The organism is Acinetobacter johnsonii ANC 3681 (genome assembly GCF_000368805.1).
GTDB lineage: Bacteria > Pseudomonadota > Gammaproteobacteria > Pseudomonadales > Moraxellaceae > Acinetobacter > Acinetobacter johnsonii.
Map to the genome: position 1 here is coordinate 635,073 of NZ_KB849705.1, position 16,320 is coordinate 651,392.

Here is a 16,320-nt window from a genome sequence, read left to right on the forward strand (position 1 = left end):
GGTCTTGTCTACTAAAAACTACCAGCTCCGCTGGCTAACCCACGCTACAAAGAGATTCAGATGGACGATCAATCATTAAAACAGCAAGCTTTGTATTATCACGAATTCCCAACCCCAGGGAAAATCAGCGTTACACCTAGCAAGCAGCTGGTCAACCAACACGATTTAGCCTTGGCGTATTCACCTGGTGTCGCAGCACCATGTCTTGAAATTGAAAAAGATCCTTCAAAAGCAGCGCTTTATACTGCACGTGGGAACCTTGTTGCCGTAATCACAAATGGTACTGCCGTTTTGGGTTTAGGTAATATCGGTCCACTTGCTTCTAAACCTGTCATGGAAGGTAAAGGCGTTTTATTTAAAAAATTCGCAGGTGTTGATGTATTTGACATCGAAATTGCAGAAAATGATCCTGACAAAATTGTCGATATTGTTGCTGCATTAGAACCGACTTTTGGTGGTATCAACCTTGAAGACATCAAGGCACCAGAATGCTTCTATATTGAACAAAAACTTCGTGAACGTATGAATATCCCTGTGTTCCACGATGATCAGCATGGTACATCCATTATCGTTGGATCTGCTTTACTGAATGCTTTGCAATTAAATGGCAAAAAAATTGACGAAATTAAAATCGTCGCTTCAGGCGCAGGTGCTGCGGCTCTGTCTTGCCTAGATTTACTTTGTGCCATTGGTGCAAAAAAAGAAAATATTATTGTTGCGGACTCACGAGGTCTACTTACAACAAAACGTGAAGGTCTAGACGACTCTAAAAAACGTTATGTACAAGATGTTGACGGCACTCAACTGTCTGACGTGATTGCAGGCGCAGACATGTTCCTCGGTTTATCTGCTGCGGGTATCTTAACCAAAGAAATGGTTAAGCTGATGGCGAAAGATCCGATTATCTTCGCACTTGCCAACCCAGATCCTGAAATTCTGCCTGAACATGCACACGAAGTTCGTGATGACGTGATCATGGCAACAGGTCGTTCAGACTATCCAAACCAAGTAAACAACGCACTTTGCTTCCCTTACATTTTCCGTGGTGCTCTTGATGTAGGTGCAACCACTATTAATGAAGAGATGAAAATTGCGTGCGTATATGCGATTGCGCGTATGGCACACATTGAAGCAGATGCAGCATCTTATGGTGAAAAGTCTGCATCCTTTGGTCGTGATTACTTAATTCCACGCCCACTTGATCAGCGTCTGATTTTAGAAATTGCACCTGCTGTTGCGCAAGCGGCCATGGATTCAGGTGTTGCAAGTCGTCCAATTCAAGACTTCTCTGCATACCGTCAACGTCTTTCTGAGTTTGTTTATAACTCAGCACTGATGATGAAACCAATTTTTGCACAAGCAAAATCTGATCCGAAACGTATCGCTTATGCTGAAGGTGAAGACCTACGCGTACTTCGTGCAGTACAAATTGCGGTCGATGAAGATCTTGCAAAACCAATCTTAGTTGGTCGTACTGCGGTTATTGAAGCAAACATTAAAAAGTCAGGCTTACGTCTTGAACATGGTGTGAACATCACTATTGTGGATCAAGAAAAAAATCCTGACTACGAATTGTTTGCAGATGACTACTACACGCTTATGCAGCGTAAAGGTGTAACACCTGAATATGCACAACGTGAAGCACGTCGTCGTTCAACCTTGATCGCATCGATGTTAGTGAAACATGGTAAAGCAGATGGGATGCTATGTGGTACGTATTCAAGCTACGACATTCACTTAGACTTCGTTAAAAACATCATTGGTAAAAAAGAAGGTCACAACTCTTTCTTTACATTGAATGCTTTAATGCTTGAAGACCGTAATCTGTTCATTGCTGACACTTATGTCAACACCAACCCAACAGCTGAACAGTTGGCTGAAATGACAATTTTAGCCGCTGAAGAAGTACGTCGTTTTGGTATGACACCACGTGTTGCTCTACTTTCTCACTCAAGCTTCGGTTCAGATCAAACTGATCCAAGCGCGCAAAAAATGCGTAAAGTGTTTGAGATTTTGACGCAAATCGCGCCAGAACTTGAAGTTGAAGGTGAAATGCATGCGGACGCGGCATTGGATGAAAACATCCGTAACTTTGCATACTCAAACTCGCGCTTCAAAGGTTCTGCGAACCTATTGATCATGCCAAACTTAGATGCAGCCAACATTTCATTTAACCTGTTGAAATCAACTTCAGGTAATAATGTTACCATCGGCCCTATCCTACTTGGCGCAGCGAAACCAGTTCATATTTTGACACCGACAGCAACAACACGTCGTTTAGTGAATATGACTGCGCTGACTGTAGCGGAAATTCAAGAAGCGGAAAAAAACGGCGAATAATTGTTTGTCGTTATACACGTATCTTGTGACTTGAGAAAACCTCTATTCTGTAGCATGATGGCTGCAAGAATAGAGGTTTTTTCATGCAAGTTTATTTAGTAGGCGGTGCGGTCCGAGATCAGCTTCTGGGTCACCCCTATCACGAAAAAGATTATGTAGTTGTCGGTGCAACGCCTGAACAACTGCTTGCCCAAGGTTTCCAACCTGTAGGTAAAGATTTTCCTGTTTTTTTACATCCTGAAACCAAAGATGAATATGCACTTGCCCGCACCGAACGTAAGTCAGGGCATGGTTATCATGGCTTTGAGTTTTATACCGACACTACCGTTACCTTAGAACAAGATTTAATTCGACGTGACCTTACCATCAATGCCATTGCCATGGATGATGAAGGCACACTGTATGACCCCTATGGCGGCCAGCGCGACTTAGAGCTCCGTGTTTTACGTCATGTTTCTGATGCTTTCGTAGAAGACCCGTTACGCGTCCTCCGAGTTGCACGATTTGCTGCACGTTATAAAACCCTAGGATTTACGGTGGCTGAAGAAACTTTGGCACTGATGCAACAACTCGCAGACTCGGGTGAACTTGAGGCGCTGACCCCTGAACGCGTTTGGAAGGAAACCTCTCGTGCTCTGATGGAAGATCATGCCGATGAATACTTTGAAGTGCTACGTCGCTGTGGTGCTTTAAAAGTACTTTTTCCCGAAATCGAGGCACTTTACGGTATTCCACAGCGCCCTGAGTATCACCCTGAAATTGACTGTGGTATTCATACCATGATGTCATTACAACAAGCCTGTCGTGCCAACTACGCACTGGATGTTCGTTTTGCTGTTTTGGTGCATGACTTAGGCAAAGCTTTAACACCTGTAGACGAGCTACCACGTCATATTATGCATGAAGAACGTGGGGTCAAACCTGTGACAGAAGTGTGTGAGCGTCTAAAAGTTCCAACGCAGATGAAACAGCTCGCAATTACGGTCTGTAAAGAACATTTGAAATGTCATCAAGCTCTAACCTTAAAACCAGGCACTTTATGGCGCTTACTGCAACGCTTAGATGTACTACGTCGTCCAGAACGGGTTGAAGCCTTTGTGCAGGCCTGTGAATGTGACTCACGTGGTCGTTTAGGGCTTGAAGATCGTGAATACCCACAGTCGGCATATATTTTAAAGGTGATGGATGTTGTGCGAAATATCAAAGCACAAGACCTACCTGCGGATATTAAAGGCCCGGATATCGGTGAAATGCTGATTGAACGTCGAATACACGCGATTGGAGAGTTAAAGGCTCAATACGGTTAAACCTTCATAAACTCAAATAAAACGCCACAATCGGCGCTTTATTTAATTTCACTTAAGAAATGGATGCGGGAAAGGTAATCACCTTTTCCAACTGCATGTGTTCTGTTGCAATCATTAACAAACGATCCACACCTAAAGCAATACCTGCACATGCGGTCATTTGAGGCAAAGCAGCCAATAAAAACTCATCGATCGGCATCACATGTAAGCCTAATTTTTCACGTTCAGCATTATCGGCTTCAAAACGCGAACGCAACACCTCTGCGTCGATCAACTCATCATAAGCATTGGCGAGTTCCAAACCTTCAATATACAGCTCAAAACGTGCTGCAACCAATTCACCGTCTTCATCCGTTTTAGTTTTGGCAAGCGAGGCCAGCTCTGGCGGAAAATCAGTCAGAAATACAGGCGTATCAAAACCTAGACTTGGCTCTACAAAATGTGAAAAAAGTAAATCGATATAGCCCAGTCGGTCATCGCCCAAGTCCAAATTTAAACCTACACGGTTACAGCAGTCTTTTAACTCTTTCAAACTGGCTTGCAGTGGGTTCAGATCCAAACGATCCATAAACGCATGCTTATAGCTCAAAATGGTAGGGCGAACCTCACCAAAACGCTGCTTTAATGTGACATTCAATAAATCTGTCACTTCAAACATCAAATCCTTCAAGCTGAAATTCGGTCTATACCATTCCAGCATGGTAAATTCACTATTGTGTTTACGACCATGTTCATCATCACGGAAGACTTTACAGATTTGATAAATTGGCCCACTACCGCTGGCCAATAAGCGCTTCATGGCAAACTCAGGTGAGGTCTGCAAATAATGCGTTTGTTGCTTACCTTGTACATGGCGCTGCGCTTGAACCGAAGCCAAATGCACATCGGTCACACCAGCTTGAGATAAAACCGGGGTTTCAACCTCAAGCACTTCACGTTCAGCAAAAAACTGACGAATTTGGCTATACATTTGCGCACGCGCTCGCATGGCTTTTAAGTCACAGGTTGGCTGATAATGGATCACGTCCTGACTCATGCCTTCGGCCCTCCATGTGCAGCCCATTCACGGCGTAATGGATAGGTCTTTCTTAAATGATCAAAGGCTTTTTGGTCAATCATTCCCTCTTTTAAGCAAGCACGTAAGGCTTGGTCATCTCGTGCAATCGGGTAGATTTCCCTTAAATGCTGTTGAAGTGCAGATTTCAAATCTTGGCCTTCAAAATATTGAGCACATACAGGCAACTGCAACTCGAAGCTTTTATCTGCTTCAAATTGGAAAGTTTTACAGAAAGCCTCATAGATCATTTGTGTACCACGCGCCTTGCCTTCTAAGCTATAACCTGCGATATGTGGCGTCACCAGACTCACAGCATTCAATACTTGTTCAGAAATCACAGGCTCATGTTCAAAGACATCTAATACCACTTTGCGCTGTGTTTTTTCGATGTCGGCCAATAAAGCTTGCTCTTCAATCACAGGCCCACGTGCAGAATTAATCAATATTGCTGTCGTTTTCATCGCATCGAAAGCTTCGGCGTTGAATAAATGATAGGTTGGATGTGGTCCTGTTTTGGTTAAAGGTGCATGCAATGAAATCGCATCGGCAGTGCTTAATAAGGTATTTAAATCGACCTGCTGAATCGTATCTTGCTGTACAAAAGGATCATGACCGATCACATTCCAGCCCAATAGTTTGGCCATATAAGCCAAGCGAGAACCGACATTTCCTAGGCCAATAATGCCCAAAGTAAAACTTTCTTCAGCGTTCAGCAATGCTGGATTGAGATGGAGTAAAGCCGTAATCACATATTCAGCCACCGCCTGCGCATTACAACCTGCGGCATTCGCCCATTGAATATTCTGTTTCTCAATAGCTTCAATATCTAAATGATCCGTACCAATGGTTGCACTACCTACATATTGAAGTGTGGTGTTATTGATTAATGCTGGATTGACTTGAGTTACGGAACGCACCAACAGTGCTTTGGCATCTACAACATCGGCATGCGTTAAAGTACGACCTGCTTTGTGCTCAATTTCACCAAATTCGGCAAAAAAATAATCGGTAAATGCGAGATTTTCATCTGCCACGATTTTCATAATGTCTTCCAACGCTTTGTTGGCTCTATGATAACCGTTGCACAAGCGCAACACTATGTTGCTCTGCAATACATCTGAATAAACAGTCACGATGTTTCATCTTCATGGTGAAAAACCGAATACTTTAAAGACTGGCTTTATCTAGATTGACTTCATTCAAAAGACTAAAAACATGCAGTCAACTCAGTACGTCTTATGACAATACAAATCATTAGGCAGATAATTCAGAACTGCTAAAAAAAACCTTCTCTCAATATTTCAGAGAGAAGGCAAAACCTCAAACGAGTAATAAGCGAGATAAATTATTTAGATTTATACGAGAGTTTCATTCCCACGATATAGCCTGTATTGTCCTTAAAATCACCAACAATTTGACGGCTAGATAGTTCACCTTTTGCATCACCAAACCACATGTAACGACCACCTAGACTGAACGCCATTTTTTGACTAATATTGTATTTAGCAGCCAAACCCGCACCCCAATAACCCTTCACAGGACCTAAAGTTGGTGCGGGGTCACCTGCACCTGAGTCCCATAAACCAGAGACTGCAATTGCTAAATTTGGCGACAATTGTTTGCCTAATCCAATTTCGACTGCCAATTGATCTTCAGAATAATCAACTAAAGGTAAACCTTTACCTAAAGCTTCTGTCGTTGCTGCTTTCAGTACTGGTGGATAGTAGGCAAAATCACTCCATGGTACATAACGAACTTTTGTATATACAGCAGTCGTTGCATTGAGGCCTGTTTGCAGATTTAAATTCACAGATTCAGGTGTCGTAATAGTCCCTGAATTACTGTGGGAATAATCCTCTGTGAATACCATGTCTGCTAATGGCACATCTTCATTAATCGTTGTTTTATGCTCAACTTCCGAGCGATAGGTTAATGAAGCCAAAACCCCCATTTCAGGTTTGGCATAGCTTAGACCTGCAACCCACCCTACCGCGATGTCATCAAAATGATTGTTATAACCACTATTTGCTCTATAAGTTAAACCACGTAAATGAACATCAGCTTGAAGCTGCTGAAGTACTGGACCACCATAAATCATGACATTTTTATTTAGGTTATAGCCTAAAAGTGTTGTGATGTTTTTCGATTTCACATCTACACGTGTATTGGCATTTCCTGCTGGACGGTCTGTTGCAATGAAATTATTATCACCCTCAAACTTTACTTTAGCACCAAAAGGTTCGTCATAAATCACTGCAAGGCGTAACTTCGGATTTATGTCAGTTTTTACTGCATAATTAAGCATTTGGAAGTCTTCAGCCATATCTGAAACTTTGTTTCCACTGCTGTCTGTACCTGTGATATCAGGTGAAATATAGGTATAACCGACTTCAGCATAAGTGCCAGATTCAAATAAAGCATCTATTTGTTGTGGCGAACGTTCAAGACCAGCGGCATAAATCTGGCCTGCACATACGGACAGTATCGCCCCAATGAGATGCTTCTGATTCAATTTCATTTCTATTCCTTTAGTTACGTTTTAAAAAGTGAATACTTGTCATTCATTCCGTAGAAAAGTATTCATCTTGTTGAATTAAATAATTTTTATTTAATTCAATGAATTGCCTAATGGCGTATTAAGGGACATTGAGTCCAATGTCTTTAACTGGGTATTTCTTAAAAGTACTCATGTGGTAACGCACTAGATTCAAAGCACGTGGATAGCCCCACTCAAAACCATGATGGCTTGGAATTTGTTCTTTCGGATCGATATATAAGTTGTAGGCCCAAGGCGCAGGATTGGCAGCAGACATGACTGTGCTATCAATATTCTTACGTGGCAAAGTGGTATCCATTACTTTGAAATGCACTTTGAACTCATTCCACCGTAGAGATGTAAACTGATTACCCGAATAGAAATACGACGTTTCACGATTCGACTCGCCATCATCAGCTAGTAGAAAACTGGTCTGATCAATGCCATCAAAATAACGATCTTTTGGAATTTGATTGGTTTGTCCACCCAAAGCCACGGAGGTATTAAATAAGTCGAGAATGTCGAAAATGCCATCACTAACACGACCGGCTTTAATCATGCCTGGCCAGTATGCAATTCCAGGTACGCGAATTCCACCTTCCCATGTCGTACCCTTTCCGCCTTTCCAAGGATGAAAGCCTGAATCTGGCCATACGTCTTCATTGGCACCATTGTCCGAAGTAAAGAACACCACGGTATTTTCTAGCTGACCAGTATCTTTTAAAGTCTTCATGAGGCGACCAACGATGTCATCAACTTCAATTACAGCGTCTTTGTATGGATATTTTGCTGGACTCTTGCCTGCATAGCCCGGTGCTGGGTAGTTATCATTGTGCAAACGTGAGAACGAGTGAACCAAATAAAAAGGTTCATTCTTTTTACCTGCATTACGAATAAATCCATCTGAGTAATCAGCAAATTTTTGATCCATTCGGCTAATGTCATCAATTGTTTTGATCGACTGTTCAACCTTGATTGCTCCACCTTTCACACCACTTGTAATTTCAGGTGGTTGAATCGAACGCATCGCTTCTAAACGCTCAGGATCATGAACCAAGTTTGGGTATAAACGTTCATCTATCATTTCAGTTAGGTTAGACACTACTTGTAAGAATCCGAAGTATTCGTCATAACCATTTTGCTGTGGGTATTTTCAACGACAATTTTTTTCTTCTGAGTCACCATCATAGCTCTTAATCCTTTATAAGTAGCACACTCTTGCAATCCACCAAGAGCAAAATATCTTTGTTATTTCGAATTCATTTTGAGTTTCTATCATCATTCGATTTCACATCGATATCTCTAAATACGCTAAATATTTTAAAGAAATCCACGTCCATCCATGATCGTGGATTTCTTTAAAACATGACTTACGACTTTTACTCAATCATTGAGTACTAAATCTGCCTCAGAAGATTAACAGCCTGTAGCTTTAGAACAACCATTCAAAAGAATGGTTCTCGAATGGTTTTAATGACCCACATTGTTCTAAAGTTCGATGCTAGACATATATTATTTTGATTTAATTCACTTTTTACTTTAATCACACTCAATCTGCTGAAGATCATATAGACAACCTCTAGCCGCCACTCTTTAGAATGGTTTTCCAAGACCATTCTTTTCATTCGACGCCAAAAGCTCTAGTTTAAATCTATCAGCAAAAGCTGAACTTAAAACTGAAATATAGGATCGGAAGAAATGGATGCTTTCAATACAAAAATGTTTGAAAATAAAATAGCTGTTGTCACAGGTGGTACATCAGGTATTGGTCAGGCCGTTGCAATTGCATTCGCAGAACGTGGTGCCAAAGTATGGGCGCTTGGTTTACAAGCCGCGAAAGCCGTTTACCCAACAGGTTTAGATATTGAAGCTGTTGAAATGGATGTCACAGACAAAACTGCTGTAGATGCATTCTTCGCAAACGTAGATCGGATTGATACTTTGTTCAATGGTGCAGGTATGGGGTCTATCACAGAACATGAATTAGAGACGTATAGAACGGTACTTGAAGTCAATCTCACTTCTGTTTTTTACATCAGTGAAGTCGCTGCAAAAGCTTTAGCTCAATCTGACAATCCATCGATCATTAATGTGTCTTCACTTTTCGCACAGTTTGGTTCAGCACTTACACCTGCTTACGCGTGCTCGAAAGGTGCCATTGATCAACTGACTTTCTCTCATGCACTCAGTATGGCTCCAGCTAAAATTCGTGTCAATGCTGTTGCACCAGGCTGGATCGATACACCACTCATCCAACCACTCAAAGATATGCCAGAAGTATTCAACGGTATTATGCAACGCTCACCAATGCAGCGTTTAGGTCAGCCTGAAGAAATCGCAAATGTTGTGGTTTTCCTTGCATCTGATGCTGCAAGCTTTGTAAATGGCGCGATTATTAAAGTGGATGGTGCATATTCAATTTTCTAAGCCATTCACCTAAATTTGTTTGAGGTTTCAACCCGTTTCGAATCCCCAAGAAACGGGTTGCTTTTTTTGGTCGATTGCAAGAGATCTACATCTGTTTGGCAAAATATACAAAGCAGAGTTTCCATTATATCGTTAACTAGCTAAACGCTCTTCTACCAACATGAACCTTAAATCTCGACCATATCAAAGTCGGCTTTACAGACACCACAGTCAGGACAGGTCCAGTTTTCAGAGACATCTTGCCACGGCGTACCCGCGGCAATTCCCTCCTGAGGCCATCCAATCTGCTCATCATAAACCCATCCACAAACCAAACATTGGTAGCGCTTCATGTTAAGTCCTCATGTATAAGGGATGACTGAGAGAACAATCTCGCAAACTTCTGCTGAATTTTCTTTTTGGCTTTAGGGTAAATATTCATTTTGCTGAAATCGCCTGCATAATGCTCTACCACCCGTTGATCCATCAATTTAAACCACCACTTCGGAATCAGTGCCGGTAATATCATGGCCCCATAACCTGCTGGAAGCTGCGGTACGTCGTCATAGTTTCTCAGGGTTTGGAAACTTCGCGTTGGATAAGCGTGATGGTCAGAGTGGCGCTGCAACTGATACAAAAACAGATTCGTCACCAAGTTGTTATTGTTCCAACTATGTTCTGGCTGGGTGCGTGTATATTGGCCATTTTCAAGCTGCTCCCGCTTTAGGCCATAGTGCTCAATATAATTTACGACTTCAAATAACGTAATGCCGTACAAGGCTTGAGTGGCTTGGGTAACCGCAATATTTTTCCCAAAACATTTTAACATCGCCGCATGATAAAGCCCTGACATAGCCCAGCCTTGCAACAACTCATTCTTGAGTGACCAGAAACTAAGACCTTGGCGCTCTAAACGTCGAGTTTCAATTTCAACTGCCGACTTAAAACTCCCCACCACTGTTCTTGGCCAAAACTGCCAAAAAGACTCGCCCATTTGCGAAGAAGCTGGGTCCTCAGGTGTCGCCACACGGCGATGGTGCCCATAAGGATGCTCAATCCGAAAATGATTATAAGCCGTCGGTGCCAATGCCAAATGCGATAACATTTGTTCTAATTTATTCGGTTTATGGCTCAGCTCATGCGCAGTATTAATCGCAACACCATTCAGCACCCCCAATAACGTGCCAATAAGCACACGATCATGTGTTGGGGTGCTATCACGACTGGCGAGGTACAAGGCATAAAAGTTGGCACTGTATTGCAGTGGAATAAACAACTTCACAATACGGGCATAGTAGGGATCGGCCTCTAAGGCTGCAATTGCAGCATCAGGTGGGTTTTCACTGTCTTCACCTATGAGTTTGTCCAAAGCTGGCATGACCACGTGCATAAAAATCGGGCCTGTCGAGGCAAACACCGAACGTAGTTTTTTGGGGCCAAACTGATAGCCTGCCAAAGCACCCATAGCAATACACGGGTAAGCCAAACCAAATAACCATAAATGCCGTTTTTTATCCTTAAACTGATGTTCACTGTGCTGCTGCTCAAGCAAGGTCAGTGCATTCATGTGGAACTCCTTTTTATTTTAGATAGAACACTTGCTCATTATTGGTAAAATCAGTTGTGATCATTATTCATTTTCGGACATTATATATTCAAAAAAGGACATCACTTTAAAAATATGAATCCTCACATTCCATCTATTCCAGCCCGATATTATTTACGTTTGCTCCCTTTATTGCTGGAACGTCAGATGGATTTAACTGAGCTTTTTCAGCTGTTAGGAACGGATTTGAGCAGCTATGTACAACAGGAGGATGCCAAGCTTTCGCTGGCACAAATTGAAACCTTAGTCAGCTATTTACTTAAATTTCCAGAAAACCGTGATTTGGCCTTTGAGCTCGGTCGCTCCTTAAAATTGAGCGCCCATCATTTGGTGGGCTATGCCTTACTCAGCTGCGAAAATGTCATGCAAGCCTTAGGCGTGATGTCGCAATATTTCAGCTTAATCATGCCGAACTTTCGACTAAAAGTGACTGAGTTAACAAGCGTCGTGGTTTTGGACATTCACCCGCTGCAAGCCATGAGCACGCTCACATTGAATTTTCATTTAGAAGCCATTGCAGTGGGTTTTTGCAGCAGTTTTGCTGAATTGCTCAACCAAAATGTTAAACCCTATGACATTCATTTATCGGTGTTTCAACCGACTTATGTGCAAGCTTTACAGCAACTCAAGCCCGCTCAATTTCACTTTGGTACACTCATTCGTCCTAGCATTAAAATCTTTATTCAAGCGGATAATTTAGACACGAAGCTCCCCAAAGCAGATGCATTTTCATTGAACATTTTGGAACAACAGTGCCGCGAACAACTGAAACAAATCAGTTTAGATGGAGAGATTATTGACTGGATCAGCATGATGCTCCGTGAAGCATCTCCACCGCCTAGTTTTGAAGACTGCGCTCAAATGTTGAATGTCTCAAGTAAAACTCTGCAGCGCTATTTAAAAAAGCAGAATGCCAATTTTAATACCATTCGTAAGCAGGTCATTTTAAGCCGTGCTGAGCACCTGTTAATGCACACAAAAAAAAGCATCACCGAAATTAGTTTTGAGCTGGGCTACTCCACGGCAGCGAATTTTTGTAGGACATTTAAAGCTGAATTAGGTACCACACCACAGATGTATCGGCTAAATTCCACGCCGAAGATAAGCTGACCTTTGTAGTTTCAATAAAAGACACTTTAATAAGAGTTCATACCAAATAAAACAATGATTATCCTGCCAAAATAAATGTCGAAATCCCTACTGGTTTTTATTTCAATATCAATAGTAATTTGATATATAACTGTATAATAAAACAGATTTTAAATTTATTTTTTGGGGCAAGGATGCGCGAAACTGATCACGAAATTATTCAACTTTTTAAACAACACGTTCACCCGCTTTCAAGCAAACTCACCGAAATGTTAAATGAACATTTCTCCCATCAAACAGAACGTCGTGGTTGCGGCTATACGCAGGCGACACGTGTTTTAGCGGACTATATTAACAACCCCAGACTAAGCCAAGATTTTGCCGACTTAAAACTGTTTGACCAATACGAAACCAAGACCTTAAAAGTATTGCTAGAGCAATCGCAGTACATGATTTCAGATTGGCATAATTTAGATTTGAATGAGCAAATTCAACCGCTGCTCGCAACCGAAAACAGCTCTGAATTTGCTCAGCAAGTGCAACGTCAGCGGCAGTTACAACTACAATTACGCAGTATCACCGCACAAGCGCAACTGGAAGAAACTCAAATTCTGTGTCAACTGATTGCCGATATTATTCTCCCGCAAAACACGGCGAAAACAGGTTTGGTTGAGCTCAAAGCCTTGGCTGAAAAACCGAAAGTCGGTTCTTGCCCCATGGCTGAAAATTTCTTTCTTAAAATTGCCCATGGCCGCGTCTTAAGACAGGGTGAACTCAATATATTTGTCGATGAACAACAGCAGCCCTTATTGCTGGAAAAACTCAATATGGGAGATGATCACTCCTGCATTAGCCTAAAACCGATCCTGATGAATGGGGTGTGTTTGCCTGCGGGTTCATTGTTCTCAGTCAACTATGATCGCACAGTCATTCAAAATAAAACTCAAAACCAGCAATATAAAGGCTATGTGATCCCCTATTCTGAGATCAACGGCTTTTGGTTTTTAAGACTCACGACTTTAGCTATTTCTCCTGAAAATCGTGCACGTGCTTTTACAACGCATTATCAGCAGCAAGTTGAAAATGGTTTATTTAGTCCAGGAACTACACGCCTACAACAATTGGTTGATGTCGCGACCGCGCAAATACGGAACTAAATGCATGCTACAGGTTTGCTACTCACCAGATTATTATGCTCAGACCCATACCAACAGTATGGAAAAACTGAGCGCTGTGGCCGATGCTTTAGATTTGCTTGGTATCGCGCAGTTCCACCGCCCTGAAAAGCTCTCCATAGATATTTTAAAACAACTGCATGATCCAAAATATGTAGATGCTTTTGATACAGGCTTCCCTGAAAAGCTAGCCACTTTCCAAGGTTTTAAGCCTTGGAATACTCAACTGCGTGATGCGGTTTACCAGATTAATGCAGGGCAAGTTCTTGCAGCAGAATTGGCATTCAAACATCAAATTTCGGCCAATATCGCACAAGGCTTTCATCATGCGGTTTACGAACACGGTGGGTCTTTTTGTACCTTTAACGGGCTGGCTTTGGTCGCGCAACAATTTCCAGATAAACGTATTTTCGTGCTGGACTGTGATCAGCATGGCGGTAATGGCACGGCAGAATTTACCCGCCGCTTTGACAACTTTTTTAATTATAGTATCTATGGGTTGGCTTTTGGCTGTCCGACCTATGAACGTTCAGAAACCTATCATGTGCATAAACATCAAGGGAACTTCAGCCAATACATTTTAGCGATCCATCAAGCTTTTCAACGTGCCCTAGACTGGAACGCTGATTTAATTATCTTTCAGGCGGGAATGGACTGCCATCAAGATGATCCTTGCGGCTCATCATGGTTCAGCACAGAACTGATTGGAAAACGCGATGAGATTGTGTTTCGCTTGGCCAAAAAGCATCAACTGCCTTTGATGTTTGTTTTAGCTGGCGGTTATCAAGCACTACCAGAACTCGTCAAGCTTCATGTGGGAACGTTTCAAACTGCTTATCAAACTTACTATGCTGAATAAAAAATGCCAGCATATTGGCATATACTGGCATCGATAGTTCAGCTATTTAATTAAGAAAAATCAAGCTCTTTCTCAAAGCCTTTTAACTCATAACGCGCCATCGCTAAGTTAGACTTGGTACGGTCAAGTACCAAATATAAAAACAATGTTTCATTGCTATCAAGCGGACGAATCAAATGATATTGCTTACCCAAAGTAATCAAAATATCTTCAATGTTATCGTTTAATTGTAATGCTTTCGCAACTTTACGCTTAGAACGCACAACCTCAGTATTACCTGCTGCTGCTAATTCTAAGTCTACACCACTCCCCTGAATCGCAAGTGCTAAGCCACTATCACTGTCGACCAGTGCAGCAGCAACAAAACCATCAATCCCTGTTAACGTATCTAAACTAACACGTGCCATCTTCTTCTTACCTCTAGTTATAGGGTTACCCCAAAAAATTTAAAGACCCAGTTTCTTACGCAACTTTCCAATAAAACCGCGTAATTTATTCATTTGTCCTGTTTCTACTTGTTGTGTATCTGCCTGATACTTCACTTCATTTTGATCAATAAACCGACCTAATTGCAGTAAAACAGCACATGCCACAAAATTCAATACCCTTTCATTACTTAAATTTAAGGACTGTTTGACTTGATCAATTTGTGCGCCTTGTGAGAAGCAGGTTGCCATCTTCAAAAAGTCACGACGTTGTAAATCTTTTTCAAACTGAGGCCATATTTCAAGCTTAAAGCTCTGATTTAAGCCGACCTCTGGCAACTGAATCGCAGGTGAAGCATTCAGCACTTTCCATAGCCAAATTCTGAGGTCATAAACGTCTTTATCTTTGATCGTATCTTGGACCAACTGCGCAGTTGCATACGTTTGGTTCAAGGTCTCATTAAACTGAATCGCTTTATTCAGCTCGACCCAAACACGTTCGGTCCGCGTATCAACCAAAGCGAGAAAACCATGAGCATCGAACAACTGAATATAGCCATTACGTGGTGTAAAAATTTCGTTAAAAACCTGTTCCGTGGTCATCACTGGGTTCAACACTGTAGGCATAACAGATTGAACAGGCATAATGACTTCAAGCGTTGACTTCACAGGTTCGGTTAGTTCATGTTGTGACAATACTTTTCTAAATAACCAATCGTGCAAATGTTCTATGTTCGAAAATGGGTAGAACAATTGATCTCCGACAATGCGCCCTGCATTTTCAACCTTTTTGACCAGACGCAAATACACAATGTTTTGAATAGTCAGCAACTTTTGAATGCCAGGTGAATTAAAAAACACATCATTGACCAGCAATAAATCTATTTTTTGCTCAGCAAGATTGACCCATCTCACATTCAAATTTTCAGGTAAAGACAGTAAAATTTGTTCTTTTATTTGCTCTAACGAATTTAAACTTAAACCAAATACTGCAATATTTAATACGTTTTTCATGCCTAAACCCACGACAACCTCACCCTTTAAATCACAGCATCACGCCGATTGATATAATTAAAAATCAAAAAATATAGAATTTATTATGATGCAAGACTGAGCGGCGCACTGCTTAATCGTGCACTTAACTCTTTGTAGTAATAAAGCATCTGCCCCATCAAAATATCTGTGTTAGTGACAGCCACCATGACCATAGGATGCAGTGGATGGTTGACAGCCGTTAAAAAGACTTTGCCAGTGTCCGCATCAAGGGTAATGGTTTGGCAGCCCATCAATTGAATTTCTGTAATAAATGCATTCACCATAGCCAAGATGGAGCTGCTAACTGCTGCAATTTTTCCTGTATTGTCGATATTTTTCTTTGAAGCCAAAGCAAGCTCAAAACCATCCGATGAGCACAACATCACAAAGTCGATGCCTGTAACGGTATTTAAAAAACGTTGTAACTCGATATGCGCAGACTCAATCAGTGCTTGCGGAATTTCACGTGAACTATTCATTTATCC

At 41.7% G+C, this 16,320-nt stretch carries 14 protein-coding genes and 1 pseudogene; 6 read left to right on the top strand and 9 right to left on the bottom strand.

Annotated features, from left to right (window positions below; translation table 11 throughout):
* Positions 1 to 60: 60 nt before the first annotated feature.
* Both F946_RS07285 and F946_RS07290 read left to right on the top strand, forming a co-directional pair.
* Positions 61 to 2,340, top strand: a complete 2,280-nt coding sequence (locus tag F946_RS07285; protein WP_004980690.1) for an NADP-dependent malic enzyme — start codon at positions 61 to 63, stop codon at positions 2,338 to 2,340.
* Between the two features lie 83 nt (positions 2,341 to 2,423).
* Complete coding sequence (locus F946_RS07290; RefSeq protein WP_004980696.1) at positions 2,424 to 3,647, top strand: multifunctional CCA addition/repair protein; 1,224 nt, start codon at positions 2,424 to 2,426, stop codon at positions 3,645 to 3,647.
* A gap of 52 nt (positions 3,648 to 3,699) precedes the next feature.
* Here the strand turns inward: F946_RS07290 and epmA are convergent, their stop codons facing one another.
* The 4 genes and pseudogenes from epmA to F946_RS07310 all read right to left on the bottom strand — a co-directional run.
* A complete protein-coding gene (gene epmA, locus F946_RS07295) occupies positions 3,700 to 4,683 on the bottom strand; it encodes an EF-P lysine aminoacylase EpmA (RefSeq protein ID WP_004980699.1) in 984 nt (327 codons plus the stop codon).
* A complete protein-coding gene (locus F946_RS07300) occupies positions 4,680 to 5,747 on the bottom strand; it encodes a 4-phosphoerythronate dehydrogenase (protein WP_004980702.1) in 1,068 nt (355 codons plus the stop codon). The genes epmA and F946_RS07300 overlap by 4 nt, the downstream gene beginning before the upstream one ends.
* Before the next feature lie 302 nt (positions 5,748 to 6,049).
* The gene (locus F946_RS07305) at positions 6,050 to 7,222 is read right to left on the bottom strand and encodes an OmpP1/FadL family transporter (protein WP_004980703.1); all 1,173 of its coding nucleotides are present in this window, start codon (positions 7,220 to 7,222) and stop codon (positions 6,050 to 6,052) included.
* Positions 7,223 to 7,340: 118 nt separating this feature from the next.
* A pseudogene (locus F946_RS07310) lies at positions 7,341 to 8,369 on the bottom strand (sulfatase-like hydrolase/transferase); the annotation flags it as partial.
* 569 nt (positions 8,370 to 8,938) lie between these two features.
* Here F946_RS07310 and F946_RS07315 point away from each other — a divergent pair.
* Positions 8,939 to 9,667, top strand: a complete 729-nt coding sequence (locus tag F946_RS07315) for an SDR family NAD(P)-dependent oxidoreductase (RefSeq protein ID WP_004980712.1) — start codon at positions 8,939 to 8,941, stop codon at positions 9,665 to 9,667.
* A gap of 167 nt (positions 9,668 to 9,834) precedes the next feature.
* On the opposite strand, the gene F946_RS07320 is transcribed toward F946_RS07315, so the two are convergent.
* Together F946_RS07320 and F946_RS07325 are read right to left on the bottom strand one after the other, a co-directional pair.
* Positions 9,835 to 9,999: a rubredoxin gene (locus tag F946_RS07320; protein WP_004980714.1), complete on the bottom strand. Its 165-nt coding sequence runs from the start codon at positions 9,997 to 9,999 to the stop codon at positions 9,835 to 9,837.
* On the bottom strand, positions 9,996 to 11,213 hold the full coding sequence (locus F946_RS07325; protein WP_004980715.1) for an alkane 1-monooxygenase: 1,218 nt from the start codon (positions 11,211 to 11,213) through the stop codon (positions 9,996 to 9,998). The genes F946_RS07320 and F946_RS07325 overlap by 4 nt, the downstream gene beginning before the upstream one ends.
* 114 nt (positions 11,214 to 11,327) lie before the next feature.
* Between F946_RS07325 and F946_RS07330 the strand changes: the two genes are divergently transcribed.
* From F946_RS07330 to F946_RS07340, 3 genes are all read left to right on the top strand, one after another.
* Positions 11,328 to 12,362 (top strand): helix-turn-helix domain-containing protein, encoded by a 1,035-nt coding sequence (locus F946_RS07330; RefSeq protein ID WP_004980716.1) that lies wholly within the window; start codon positions 11,328 to 11,330, stop codon positions 12,360 to 12,362.
* Between the two features lie 173 nt (positions 12,363 to 12,535).
* Positions 12,536 to 13,498 (top strand): hypothetical protein, encoded by a 963-nt coding sequence (locus F946_RS07335; protein ID WP_004980719.1) that lies wholly within the window; start codon positions 12,536 to 12,538, stop codon positions 13,496 to 13,498.
* Between the two features lie 4 nt (positions 13,499 to 13,502).
* A complete protein-coding gene (locus F946_RS07340) occupies positions 13,503 to 14,375 on the top strand; it encodes an arginase family protein (RefSeq protein ID WP_004980724.1) in 873 nt (290 codons plus the stop codon).
* A gap of 50 nt (positions 14,376 to 14,425) precedes the next feature.
* Here F946_RS07340 and F946_RS07345 read toward each other — a convergent pair whose 3' ends face one another.
* The 3 genes from F946_RS07345 to F946_RS07355 all read right to left on the bottom strand — a co-directional run bounded on the left by F946_RS07345 (position 14,426) and on the right by F946_RS07355 (position 16,314).
* Positions 14,426 to 14,782, bottom strand: a complete 357-nt coding sequence (locus F946_RS07345; RefSeq protein WP_004980725.1) for a roadblock/LC7 domain-containing protein — start codon at positions 14,780 to 14,782, stop codon at positions 14,426 to 14,428.
* Between the two features lie 39 nt (positions 14,783 to 14,821).
* Complete coding sequence (locus F946_RS07350) at positions 14,822 to 15,814, bottom strand: hypothetical protein (RefSeq protein WP_228128104.1); 993 nt, start codon at positions 15,812 to 15,814, stop codon at positions 14,822 to 14,824.
* 83 nt (positions 15,815 to 15,897) lie between these two features.
* A complete protein-coding gene (locus tag F946_RS07355) occupies positions 15,898 to 16,314 on the bottom strand; it encodes a roadblock/LC7 domain-containing protein (protein ID WP_004980730.1) in 417 nt (138 codons plus the stop codon).
* Positions 16,315 to 16,320: the final 6 nt, after the last annotated feature.

Bases quoted from the DNA above. Each gene is read 5' to 3' on its own strand.
- F946_RS07315 (WP_004980712.1), top strand. From the start codon at position 8,939: ATGGATGCTTTCAATACAAAAATGTTTGAAAATAAAATAGCTGTTGTC.
- F946_RS07290 (WP_004980696.1), top strand. From the start codon at position 2,424: ATGCAAGTTTATTTAGTAGGCGGTGCGGTCCGAGATCAGCTTCTGGGT.
- F946_RS07350 (WP_228128104.1), bottom strand. From the start codon at position 15,814: ATGAAAAACGTATTAAATATTGCAGTATTTGGTTTAAGTTTAAATTCG.
- F946_RS07305 (WP_004980703.1), bottom strand. From the start codon at position 7,222: ATGAAATTGAATCAGAAGCATCTCATTGGGGCGATACTGTCCGTATGT.
- F946_RS07285 (WP_004980690.1), top strand. From the start codon at position 61: ATGGACGATCAATCATTAAAACAGCAAGCTTTGTATTATCACGAATTC.
- F946_RS07355 (WP_004980730.1), bottom strand. From the start codon at position 16,314: ATGAATAGTTCACGTGAAATTCCGCAAGCACTGATTGAGTCTGCGCAT.
- F946_RS07340 (WP_004980724.1), top strand. From the start codon at position 13,503: ATGCTACAGGTTTGCTACTCACCAGATTATTATGCTCAGACCCATACC.
- F946_RS07345 (WP_004980725.1), bottom strand. From the start codon at position 14,782: ATGGCACGTGTTAGTTTAGATACGTTAACAGGGATTGATGGTTTTGTT.
- F946_RS07330 (WP_004980716.1), top strand. From the start codon at position 11,328: ATGAATCCTCACATTCCATCTATTCCAGCCCGATATTATTTACGTTTG.
- F946_RS07300 (WP_004980702.1), bottom strand. From the start codon at position 5,747: ATGAAAATCGTGGCAGATGAAAATCTCGCATTTACCGATTATTTTTTT.
- F946_RS07325 (WP_004980715.1), bottom strand. From the start codon at position 11,213: ATGAATGCACTGACCTTGCTTGAGCAGCAGCACAGTGAACATCAGTTT.
- F946_RS07335 (WP_004980719.1), top strand. From the start codon at position 12,536: ATGCGCGAAACTGATCACGAAATTATTCAACTTTTTAAACAACACGTT.
- epmA (WP_004980699.1), bottom strand. From the start codon at position 4,683: ATGAGTCAGGACGTGATCCATTATCAGCCAACCTGTGACTTAAAAGCC.
- F946_RS07320 (WP_004980714.1), bottom strand. From the start codon at position 9,999: ATGAAGCGCTACCAATGTTTGGTTTGTGGATGGGTTTATGATGAGCAG.